Source organism: Microbulbifer maximicatervae (SeqCode) (genome assembly GCF_052468095.1).
Map to the genome: position 1 here is coordinate 3,698,541 of NZ_CP174332.1, position 11,846 is coordinate 3,710,386.

At 43.9% G+C, this 11,846-nt stretch carries 11 protein-coding genes; 9 read left to right on the forward strand and 2 right to left on the reverse strand.

Annotated elements, in window-relative coordinates; translation table 11 throughout:
* Positions 1 to 291 precede the first annotated feature (291 nt).
* The 9 genes from ACJJIL_RS16165 (at position 292) to ACJJIL_RS16205 (ending at position 9,791) form a co-directional block, all read left to right on the forward strand.
* Positions 292 to 906, forward strand: a complete 615-nt coding sequence (locus ACJJIL_RS16165; RefSeq protein ID WP_445360201.1) for a hypothetical protein — start codon at positions 292 to 294, stop codon at positions 904 to 906.
* A gap of 816 nt (positions 907 to 1,722) precedes the next feature.
* Complete coding sequence (locus ACJJIL_RS16170) at positions 1,723 to 2,292, forward strand: hypothetical protein (RefSeq protein ID WP_445360202.1); 570 nt, start codon at positions 1,723 to 1,725, stop codon at positions 2,290 to 2,292.
* A gap of 786 nt (positions 2,293 to 3,078) precedes the next feature.
* The gene (locus tag ACJJIL_RS16175) at positions 3,079 to 3,612 is read left to right on the forward strand and encodes a hypothetical protein (RefSeq protein WP_445360203.1); all 534 of its coding nucleotides are present in this window, start codon (positions 3,079 to 3,081) and stop codon (positions 3,610 to 3,612) included.
* Between the two features lie 794 nt (positions 3,613 to 4,406).
* Positions 4,407 to 5,267 carry an ankyrin repeat domain-containing protein gene (locus tag ACJJIL_RS16180; protein WP_445360204.1) on the forward strand — a complete coding sequence of 287 codons (861 nt, stop codon included), beginning with the start codon at positions 4,407 to 4,409 and terminating at the stop codon, positions 5,265 to 5,267.
* Positions 5,268 to 6,075: 808 nt separating this feature from the next.
* Positions 6,076 to 6,480: an ester cyclase gene (locus tag ACJJIL_RS16185; protein ID WP_445360205.1), complete on the forward strand. Its 405-nt coding sequence runs from the start codon at positions 6,076 to 6,078 to the stop codon at positions 6,478 to 6,480.
* A 519-nt stretch (positions 6,481 to 6,999) separates the two neighbouring features.
* Positions 7,000 to 7,515, forward strand: a complete 516-nt coding sequence (locus tag ACJJIL_RS16190) for a hypothetical protein (protein WP_445360206.1) — start codon at positions 7,000 to 7,002, stop codon at positions 7,513 to 7,515.
* 108 nt (positions 7,516 to 7,623) lie between these two features.
* On the forward strand, positions 7,624 to 7,959 hold the full coding sequence (locus ACJJIL_RS16195) for a hypothetical protein (protein ID WP_444916355.1): 336 nt from the start codon (positions 7,624 to 7,626) through the stop codon (positions 7,957 to 7,959).
* Between the two features lie 104 nt (positions 7,960 to 8,063).
* The gene (locus tag ACJJIL_RS16200; protein WP_445360207.1) at positions 8,064 to 8,405 is read left to right on the forward strand and encodes a hypothetical protein; all 342 of its coding nucleotides are present in this window, start codon (positions 8,064 to 8,066) and stop codon (positions 8,403 to 8,405) included.
* Positions 8,406 to 8,933: 528 nt separating this feature from the next.
* Complete coding sequence (locus ACJJIL_RS16205; protein WP_445360208.1) at positions 8,934 to 9,791, forward strand: PA4780 family RIO1-like protein kinase; 858 nt, start codon at positions 8,934 to 8,936, stop codon at positions 9,789 to 9,791.
* Between the two features lie 180 nt (positions 9,792 to 9,971).
* Here the strand turns inward: ACJJIL_RS16205 and ACJJIL_RS16210 are convergent, their stop codons facing one another.
* Positions 9,972 to 10,358, reverse strand: coding sequence for a hypothetical protein (locus ACJJIL_RS16210; RefSeq protein WP_445360209.1), 387 nt, complete (start codon positions 10,356 to 10,358; stop codon positions 9,972 to 9,974).
* 178 nt (positions 10,359 to 10,536) lie between these two features.
* On the reverse strand, positions 10,537 to 11,475 hold the full coding sequence (rho, locus tag ACJJIL_RS16215; RefSeq protein WP_445360210.1) for a transcription termination factor Rho: 939 nt from the start codon (positions 11,473 to 11,475) through the stop codon (positions 10,537 to 10,539).
* Between the last annotated feature and the right edge of the window lie 371 nt (positions 11,476 to 11,846).

Consider the following 11,846-nt stretch of genomic DNA (forward strand, 5'->3'; position numbering starts at 1 on the left):
CCCACCTCCAGGCTGATCCTTATAAGATGTTTCTGTTCGTCAGCTCGCAGTTTTACTAGCGGCTTCTCTCCGCAAGACCTCGCGATGCTGCAGTTGCCATTCGTTAGTAGTTAGCATTTAATGGAGTCCATTAAATGGTGATCCTCCTACAGGGGACTTTCACCCCATTAGTTCACGTCCATGCTGGGCGTATCAAGTAAAGGCACTCGACGCCAAAACCTTCACTTCCCTATGGTTTTGACAGAGGTGCGTTATGCATCAATCTCTCCACCAAACAATAGGTATGTCTATATGAACCAAATAGCAACGCAGGATGTAGTTCGTATATCAGATAGTCTTTCTAAGGGAATGGATAAACTATATAAGACTGGGGGGTTCGCATTAGCCTTTGGGTTTGCTGGCATTTTATCTATGGTATTGGCTAACATACCTGGACTAACTTTACCGTCTGAGTTATTTGTTGTTGGAGCGATATTGACTATCGGGTGCTTTTTATTTTTCGTGTATACCCATTTCCAAGGAGCACGAAAAGCACTTGCTGAAATCAATGAAAATAAGCCTCTGATTGATGCCGTACAAGATGTTTCTTTACAGGTCACAGAATTGACATCTGTTATTCAAGCGTACAGCTTTAAAAACCTGAGTAAAATACATAATACTTTAGAGGTTGCATGCCCTATTATTGAAGGTCTTCCCCTGATTGGAGATAAAGCCAAAGAATGGGGATTAAATGATGCCTCAAGGATTTCAGGCATAATTGTGGATACTACTGAAAACACAAAAAACTTGGTAACGGAAGTTAAAGAAGCTCTTATCAAAGGTGATTTAAAGAAACTAAAAAGTTACTCCAAGGATCTACAGCAAGCTGTGGACACAACCAAAGAGGCCCTAAAAACTAATGCTTAAATCGGGTAGTCGATAGTTTCTAATTACAGGACCCCACACCACTCACCGGGTGGGCCCGCAATGGGCGGCTCCCTATCTACAATGAATCTCTACCCAACAATAGCGTCGAGCAGCTCTTCATTTGAGCTGAGTGTCATGGCAGTGCGATACCTCAACTTTATCCGACTGGAAATATATCCACAGGCTAGCCCTGTCTTTTAAATCGTGGATTTTGGGTTCAGGCCTTCACCCTGTCCAAGGCATTAATCTTGGCATTAGGCTACCATGCCCTCGGCTGACTTCTGTTCAATCACCTCAGTCATTACTGACCGAGGCGCTGCTGTGTCCCACCATTCTTGTCTACCCCTCAATGGTGGCTAGTGGGTTGGGCCTATTTATGAGTCAGAAGCCGTGCTGACAGTTTCCCAGCAGCAGGCTAAACAGACCTCCCCAGATAAGAACGTGAACTTTCACTATATAACTGCATCATTTACTCTACCCGTTAGATCACATGGCTTCGGTGTCCTTGGCCGCCTCGCCTTCAGGCTAAGCCTCATATGATGTTTCCGTTCGTCAGCTCCTAGTTTTGCTAGCGACTTCCTCCCCACAAGACCTCGCGATGCTGCAGTTGCCATTCGTTAGTAGTTAGCATTTAATGGAACCCATTAAATGGTGATCCTCCTACAGAGGACATTCGCCCCATTAGTTTACGCCCATGCTGGGCGTACCAAGTTTTTCAATGATCGCCCTTAGGGCTGGACAGCTTTAAACGTGGCTTTGCCACAAAGCTGCCCATTACAAATGGCGTTATATTTTTACTGAACTATGGAGTAGTAAATGAAAAGACCTACATGGGCGACAATAATTGGAGTGTTGGCAATTATCTTCGGGATATTTGGGGTTCTTGGTGGCGCTCAGGAAATAGCCATGCCCTCGATCCTCGAAATGCAGAAAGAAATGATGGCTGAATTCAGTAAAGGGGAGACTCCTGATGGAAAGGATATGCCCCAATTGACACTAGAAATTGAAGAGGAAGGTGAACCCAAACGAATTGAGTTTTCTCAAATGATGGAGTCTATGCAAGAACAGTTTAAGGTCCCAGAGTGGTATGAATCTTGGTCAATTGTTTTTGGTATAGTATCTATGGTCGTAGCAGGTCTGTATCTTATATCTGGAATATTTCTAATGATGACCAAAGATTTCGCAATAAAACTTTTCTATATAGCTATCGCTGCGTCTATTATTTGGGCCATTATTCAAGCAGTAATTAGCTCGCAGTCAGATAGTGGGTTCTTGATGGCTCAAATACCTGGCTCAATCACTAGCATTGTCATCGATATAATACTTCTTATTGTGGTTCTCGTTGGCAGTAAAGAGGCTTTTGTTGCTCAACAAGAAGAAATATAAATCGGGTAGCCGGTAGTTTCTAACTGCCGGCCACCCCACCACCCATCATGCGAGCCCACAATGGGCGGTTCCCTATCCAAAATGAATCTCTACCCAACGATAGAGTCGGGCAACCCTTCATTTGAGCTGAGTGTCATGGTAGTGCGCTACGTCAATTTTATATCCTTCTGGCAACATATCGGTAAGCTAGCCCTGTCTTTTAACTCGTGGAGTTTGGGTTCAGGCCTTCACCCTGTCTACGGTATTAATCTTGGCATTTGGCTACTATGCCGTCGGTGACTTCTGTTTAATTACCTTGATCATTACTGACCGAGGCGCCGCAGTGTTCCACCACTTCTTTCCCCTCCCGATGGTAGCTAACGGGTCAGGCCTACTTATGAGTCAGCAGCCACACTGAAAGCATCACAGCAGTAAGCTAAACAGACCTCCCCAGATAAGAACGTGAACTTTCACTATACAACTGCATCATTTACTCTACCCGTTAGATCAGATGGCTTCGGTGCCCTTGGCCACCTCGCCTCCAGGCTAAGCCTTATAAGATGTTTCTGTCCGTCCGCTCGTAGTTTTGCTAGCGGCGTCCTCCCCACAAGACCTCGCGGTATTGCAGTTGCCATTCGCTAGTAGTTAGCATTTAATGAAATCCATTAAACCGTGATCTTCCTGCAGGGGACTTTCACCCCATTAGTTCACGCCCATGCTGGGCGTACCAAGTAAAGCCAACATCGGCCTTGCGGGCCTGGACTCGCTACGCTCGCCGTTGCTTTAGGCGTTAAGTGTACAAAGGAAATGAAGCTACTCATACTTACAATTGCATCGATTGCACTTACTGGTTGTATTGAACCAATTCTTTTTACAAGTTGTGCCGTAGAAAAGCCATTTACTTCGTTAGTTGAAAAAACGAAGTACTTCGAGGCAAAAATGGTTTTTACCAGCGAGCTAGGTGAGCATGAGGCAAAAACAACCATCCAGTGCAACGTAGTAGATTATCTGTGCCACGCCGGAGAAATGGGGCTTGCAGAGGTCTGGGAAACAGTCCCGGCCGAGAGCATCACTTTATCAGCACCGCTCTCAGATAGTGCCACATTTAAAATAGGCACCCCAAACTGTTCTGGGCTAGTAAACTCTAACAACGCATATTTAGCAGGGCGAGAAAGTTATAGCTATTGGCAAAAGCCCAGAATTGTGTCGGCTGCTGAAACAACGAATGTGTCAATTTGGTATCCAGAGCATCGTAAAAAATTTGATGGCTTAGGTATCAAAGGGCTTAAATTAACTGTGGTGCAGGTAGATAGTCCTGCACTTAAATCGGGTAACCGGTAGTTTTAGCTACCGGCCCCCACACCACCCATCGTGCGGGTTCGCAATGGGCGGTTCCTATCCATAATGAATCTCTACCCAACGATAGTGTCGAGCAGATCTTCATTTGAGTTGAGTGTCATGGCAGTGCGCTACATCAACTTTAACCGACTGGAAACATATCAGTAGGCTAGCCCTGTCTTTCAACTCGTGGATTTAGGTTCAGGCCTTCACCCTGTCCAAGGTATTAATCTTGGCATTTGGCTACGATGCCTTCTGCTGACTTCTGTTTAATCACCCTACTCATTACTGAGCGGAGCCCTGCTGTGTTCCACCATTTTTTTCTATCCCCGCGATGGTGGCTAGCGGGCTGGGTCTATTTATGAGTCAGCGGCCACGCTGACAGCTTCACAGCGGCAAGTTAAACAGATCTCCCCAGATAAGAACGTGAACTTTCACTACACAACTGCATCATTTACTCTACCCGTTAGATCACATGGCTTCGGTGTCCTTGGCCACCTCGCCTCCAGGCTAAGTCTTATATGATGTTTCTGTCCGTCAGCTCGTAGTTTTGCTAGCGGCTTCCTCCCCACAAGACCTCGCGGTATTGCAGTTGCCATTCGCTAGTAGTTAGCATTTAATGGAGTCCATTAAATGGTGATCTCTCTACAGAAGACTTTTACCCCATTAGTTCACGCCCATACTGGGCGTACCAATGCAAGGCAACATCGCCCACTGCGTGGGCTGGATCTCCAATTCGCAGCTTCGCTGCTACATTACGGCCGTTGCTTGCGGCGTTATTTTTTTAGGATATTTCAATGCCACACAAGAAAATTATGATATTCATTTTCGTTACAATAATTACTGGTTGCTCTGAAGTTAATGAAAAACAGATAGCCCTTGAAGAAATCAAAGCTAGAAAACTTACATACGATATAGACGGGCTTAAAAAATCAACTAGAAATCTTGATGAAGATGGGGCTTTCGTTTTCGAAAGCGCTGGCTTTTTTGATGATATCTCTGATAAAGATTACAAAGAGCTAATAATTCATGCGGCTAAAAGCAACAACTTTGGCTTGGTAACTAGACTTTTAAAATTAAATAAAAATATTCAATTACAAACTAATGAGTCAAGCACCCTTATTGATAAAGCTTTAGAAAAAGGTTTCTCCAGGACAGTTATTCTACTCATTAATAATGGGGGAAAGATTAAATCGGGGGCACTTTTTAGGTCCATATATAAAGATAACTATGACTTCGTGAAATTGATTATTGATAAAGGTCCTAAATTTGATTCTTCCGAATACAAAGAAGCTTTATATGTTGCTGCTCGAATAGGACATTTGAACGCGATAAAAGCAATTATTGAAAGTAATAAGGCTCCTCAAAAAGCTATTGATAATGCAATACTTGGAGGTGCCATTACGGAAGAGATTGAGGTAGTCAAATATTTTGTTGCGCAAGGAGTAGACATTAACTATCTCGCTAAAGACAAATGTACATCTCTGCACTATTTAGCACAAGATGGTACAGTTCAAATGATTGAATTTATGATTGATTCCGGGGCTCATGTAAATGCAGAATGCCGTGGACGTGAAACTCCTCTTAAGTGGGCCTATTACGGAAAAAATACTGAGGTCATAAAATACTTAACAGAAAATGGTGCAGTAAAAAACTAAATCGGGTAGCCGGTAGTTTCTAGCTACCGGCCCCCACACCACCCATCGTGCGGGTCCGCAATGGGCGGTTCCCTATTCGTAATGAATCTCTACCCAACCTTGGCGTCGAGCAGCTCTTCATTTGAGTTAAGTGTCACGGCAGCGCGCTACCTCAACTTATCCGACTGGAAACAAATCGGTAGGCTAGCCCTGTCTTTTAACTCGTGGATTTTGGGTTCAGGCCTACTCCCTGTCCAAGGTATTAATCTTGGCATTTGGCTACTACGCCGTCGGCTGACTTCTGTTTAATCACCTTGATCATTACTGACCGAGGCGCTGCTGTGTCCCACCACTCTTGTCTACCCCTCGATGGTGGCTAGTGGGTTGGGCCTACTTATGAGTCAGCGGCCACGTTAACAGCTTCATAGCAGCAAGCTAAACAGGTCCCCCCAGATAAGAAGGTGAACTTTCACTACACAACTGCGTCATTTACTTTACCCGTTAGATCACCCGGCTTCGGTGTCCTTGGCCGCCTCACTTTCAGGCTAAGCCTTATAGGATGTTTCTGTCCGTCAGCTAGTAGTTTTGCTAGCGACTTCCTCCCCACAAGACCTCGCGATACTGCAGTTGCCATTCGTTAGTAGTTAGCATTTAATGGAGTCCATCAAATGGTGATCGTCCTACAGGGGACTTTCACCCCATTAGTTCACGTCCATGCTGGGCGTACCAGGACAATTAACTACACGTCTTTGGCGCCCGATAGCTTACACGTCGCTTCGCTATGTTTCAGCTACGAGTTATTGAGGTGTTATGCTTCTGAGGATGACTGGTGCATAAAGATCAAGTTCGAAGATTTTATGAGGTTCTTTGGGATGCACACGATAAGAAAGCAATGCCATCGATCCTGCATGAGAGCTTCTCCTTCAGAGGATCATTGGGGCAGGAAAAGCGAGGTCACAAAGGTTTCGCTGAATATGTCGATATGGTTCACAAAGCACTGGGTGATTACAAATGCATTATTGAAGATCTCGTAGAAGAAGGGGACAAGGTTTTTGCGAAGATGTCCTTTACCGGATTTCATAGAGATGAGTTTATGGGCTTTTTACCATCACATAAACGCGTAACTTGGAATGGGTGCGCCTTGTTTACCTTTGAAGGTGATCGAATCTCTGATGTATGGGTACTGGGTGATTTAAAGAGCCTTGAAAACCAGCTCAAGAAAAACGAAATATAACAGACGCAGTCAGCAGGGCCGTCGATACGCGCCGACCTCTGCTGTAAGGCGTTAAATCTAAGCACCATGAAATCTAATATATTCCTACTATTCTATCTATTCAGTTCCATTTCTGACGCGGTAGGCATTGAGAATCCGGCAAAAATTATCAACGCAAAGATTGTAACCAATCAATTAGATCGCTATATTTCACTAAGCTGTCAGAAAGGTCAGAACACAGAAGTGTTCGTCCTTACTGATCACCCTAAAGGCTATGAACTCTCTATTCCTAAGGGTTCAATTTCGGGATGCCTGCAAGGTGAATACTTAGTTATTGAAGGAGACAATAGACTTCTATTATTCATTGGACCCAACCCTCGGCCCGTATATAGAACCAAGTAAACTAACCAAGATTTAACAAATTTCTGCATCTGACCGCCTACATTCCGCTCGCTTTGTACTGTACGCTTACGCTAGCACAAAGCGGCTCCGTTCCGGCGGCAACTGAGCAAGGCGTTAGTTTTCATCAGGCTTCAATCAATGAAAGTTATATATCTAACCTTATTAATCATCCTTTATTCTCAGCGAGCCATTTCGTTTGAATATGATCATAAGGATTTAAGCTTTGATTTGAATAATGCCACTGACATTGTTATTGCCAAGAAAATCTCAGGCCGCATCGCGTACGCAGATCTGACACATGAAATTAGCTCATATAACGCAAAGCCTATTGAGTGGCGTGACTCTCCAGCGTGGGAGAGATTGCAAGATCTGAATCGAGGTATCGAATCAACTTTTTTGGTATTGAATTCAATCAAGGGTACTTTTGAAACAGGGGATCGATTTACATTTAATGACTCATGGATACCTGTTGAATTGGGTTCAGTTCAACTGTATTTTCTTTATCAGAAAAACGATCAAATACAGTCTAATCCGTGTCATCGAATACCAATCGGCGATAACAAACAATCAATCGTCGAGCTTTCTTCAGATCCTAATGGGATTATTGATTTGGTTTTACGTGACAAGCTATCATTTTGCGATTCAAAAAACTGACAAAGCAATGCACTGGACCTCCTGTGCACTGCTTTATTTTGTACTTTAATAGCATAAAATCAACCAACTACTTTCCGGCTAGTGCTTGGGACGTTATGACTTCCAAATATGAAAGAGATTAAAGGAAGAATTATAAACGCGGGATTAGGTGAAAAAGGGTTGCCGGTATTGGCCAGAATGGGTGAAGATCCAGGAAAAGAATATATAGAACAACTGCTGTCTGACTTGCATTCACTATTTCAAAACCTAAAAAGTTCAAGCAGTTTGAGCAAAGAGTTGTCGTACGCCTTGTACTGTATAGGCCACTATCCATATATTGAGTACTCAGCGTGGATTGATAAAGGTGCAACATTTAGAGGCGACCTGATTGACCCCCAGATATTTCAGTTAGAAATGGCCGTTGAAAGTATATTTTGTAATGAATGGTTGGAGTATGTTAATTAATCAAAGTAAAATAATAACAAAAAGCTCTTACGGAAAACCTACGGGTTGCTTCGGCGTCCGAAAAGCTTGGCATTAGTTATCAACAAGGACAAGAAATCAACGAGATGAAATATTTATTTGCAACAATATCTGGCTTAACTTTAATCTCATGCGCGACTCAAAAAACATATTGGGAACATCCTGAATACGGAAAGCTTGATGGGAACAGTCCGATTGTCTCGTCGGATAGAGATTCCTGTGGAGTTAAGGCATATAGTAAAGGAATTACAATGGATGGGACCTTATATACTGATCGAAGTAAAGTTATTTCCAAGGTGGTAGAAGATTCATTAGCGCGAATAAGAAGCGGAAGTCAAGCAGAGCCAGAGTATTGGAGTGAATATCAAGCACTAGAAAAAGAGTCGATTGAGTGCTTTAAAAACAAAGGGTGGACACGAAGTAAATAGCTAAATCGGGTAGCCGGTAGTTTTTAGCTACCGGCCCCCACACCACCCATCATGCGGGTCATGAATGCTAACCAGTTGGACCTACTTACCAGCCAGTAGCCACGCTGGCAGAATCACTGAAACAAATTACACAGATTCCCCAAGATAAGAGTATAAAATTTCACAAATCATCTGCATCATTAACCCTATCCATTAGATCACGTGGCTTCGGCACCCTTGGCCTCCAGACTAAGCCACATAGGATGTTTCTGTTCGCCAACTCATAGTTTTGCTCGCGGCTTCCTCCCCACAAAACCTTATAGTATTGCTATTTGCTGGTAGTTAGGGGTCATTAAACGGTGGTCTGCCTACTGGGGGATTTCACATGTCAAGTGCTATTCTTATTGCCCCCATCCTTTACGCGGGCATTATAGGGCCCCATAATCGCTCTTTATCCATAAGCAGGATTAGATTTCTTGCCTCAAATACACATAGAAATATGTCAATAGCATATATGATTAATTGCCGTACACTCGAAGCTGGTATCTAGTGAAAACTCCCAAACGTCTACAGCCTCTCATCGATGATGGCTTAATCGATGAAGTTATCAGCCGCCTAATGAGCGGCAAAGAAGCCGATATATTTATTGTCCGTTGTCGTGACGAAATTCGTTGCGCCAAAGTCTATAAAGACGCAACTAAGCGTAGTTTTAAAAAGGCCGCACAGTATCAAGAAGGGCGTAAAGTTCGCAGTGGTCGTCAAGCACGTGCCATGCAAAAACGGTCAAATTATGGCCGCCAACAGCAGGAAGAGATTTGGCAAAATGCCGAAGTTGATGCTTTATCCCGTTTAGCACGCGCTCATGTACGAGTTCCCAAGACTTTTGGTTGTGTTGACGGTGTATTATTGATGGAGTTAATCACTGACGAAGCAGGCAATGTCGCACCACGGCTTGGCGATGTGACAATGTCAGAAGAGCAAGCAATTCAAGATCATGCATTAATGATTCATTACATCATGCTCATGCTTCACGAGGGAATTGTACATGGTGATTTGTCCGAATTTAACGTCCTAGTGGATGATTCCGGCCCTGTGATTATCGATTTACCCCAAGCTGTTAATGCCGCTGCCAATAACAGCGCACACGAAATGTTCACTCGCGACGTCGACAATATGCGTCGTTACTATGGCAGATTTGCCCCCTCTTTATTACAGACTCAATACGCCAAGGAAATGTGGGCACTGTTTGAAGAGGGTAACTTAACGACTAGCTCAACGCTCAGCGGCAAGTTTGATGATGATGATGACAGCGCTGATGTCGACGCCGTGCTGGAAGAAATCAAAGCGGTGATGCAAGAGGAACTGGAACGAAAAGAGCGTATACGTGAATCTTCAGAAGATGCATAAATTTAGATGAAAGCACCCGGTTTAGTAACCTTATTGGTTGCTGCGGGTGTTGTTTATTATCCTATTGCAAAAATTAGTGCACACACACATTAGGACACCCAAAGGCTGGAGGATGTTGTGAACTGTAGAGCAAGCTCTCTTTCTGGGGGCTCTTACCCTTTGATTCATAGGTAAGATAGATTAAGTTCTGAGAATTGATATGCAGATTTTTGGAAATGCTATTTTGGATAAAAGAGTGGTAATCGTGTAATAGAGTATTTGGGGTAGGAGTAGATTAGCAGAGTGTGGCTGAGAGGAAACGCCGGCAATCCCTATTCCGTGTACCCAGCGTTTATCGAGTTGGATGCAAGCTTGCTTTACAGTCTCCACTGATCCCACCAAACCTTTAAAGCGGCTTTCAAAGTGCCAACCGAGATAGAGCCAGTGTTTTGCCGAGATGCCCAGCCGCTCAAGGATAAAGGATGCCTTTTGAGAAATGACACCGTGCTTTTTGGGGCCTAAATGCCGGCCACTCCAGTCTACTAACGCCAAATAGTGATCCAGCTGAAAGAGCGACCCTTTCAGCATATTAAGGCCAAATTTCCACTAAGCCCCTCATTGAGCAATATCTTGTAAAAACACACCAGAGAATTGAAGCGTAAAGCCCTCGACTAAATAACGGCTGCCCTAGTAAGGACTCGGTCGCTAAGTAACTAACTCCAAAAATGCTAAGTGGCTAAATACTACCCTTAAACTTAACTAAAAATTAATGGTCAAGTAACTCTGCATTAGTCGGGTACTTTTCAAGGAGTTCAATAAGCTTTTTAGTGCCATCTACAGGCTTTAGGCTAACAAGCGTTCTTCGTAAAGCTCTTATCGTTGCAATATCTTTCGAGTTGAACAGGATTTCTTCACGGCGAGTACTGCTTTTGGAAATATCCAAGGCAGGGAAAATTCGCTGTCTCGCAACTTCCTTTGACAATACTACCTCCATATTTCCCGTGCCCTTAAACTCCTCAAATATCACCTGGTCCATTCGGCTTCCAGTATCCACGAGTATCGTTGCCAGAATCGTAAGTGAGCCACCACCTTCAATCTTCCTCGCAGCGCCAAACAGCTTTCTGGGTGTCTCCATAGCCCTGGCATCTATCCCGCCAGACATTGTACGTCCCCTACCACTCTGCCGCGCATTATGTACCCGTGAAAGCCTTGTCAAAGAGTCAACCACGATCATCACATCCTGGCCTTCACCGGCTTCCTTACAGGCCCTATCATGGAGTTCATTAGCTACTCTCACATGCTCTTCATAGCTATGATCAGAAGAGGACGCATAAACTTCGGCCGGTACACTTCGCTTAAAGTCAGTAACCTCCTCTGGCCTTTCATCAATAAGCAAAGCGTACAGCTTTATTTCAGGGTAAGCCTCCCCCACTGCTTGGCAGATATGTTTCAGAATAGTGGTTTTACCACAACCTGGTGGAGCCACAATCAAGCCACGCTGCCCCTTACCAATTGGCGTAATCAAATCCATCGCCCTTACCGTAAGTTGCTGAGAACCAGACTCAAGGCGAATAGGCTCAGATGGATTAATAGCTACTCCATTTAAGAAGCGTTTCTTTGGATTAGAAGTATCCTCTTGCTTTTTATCAGCCTTCTTAGGCTCCGTATTTTTCTTTACCTTTAAGGATAATATTTTTCTGGACATAACATGCTCTTTATAAATCAGTCGAGACCGGGGAGATTATTAATGATTGTCGATGGCTGGACAAAAGATTAGCGCTCCCCCAAATTGGATACTATAGCCAGAACTTGCGGCTAAGCGATTACCTTTCCGAACCCCAGGCAGAAAAATAATCCTATTTAAATCCAAGAACACCAGTTAACGCCAGCCGTAGCCATTGAAATACCAATCAGAAGGTTGAAAAAAACGAAGAATCGTTTCTGATTGAGGGTTCACTCCAGGACACCCACAGATTGTAAGATGACAGCGGAAATAGTACAGACTTTCCTCCTTAATGGCCATTTCACCTGGTCTCGATCGGACGAAGTGAAATGCTGAAAAAATATACTTTAGGT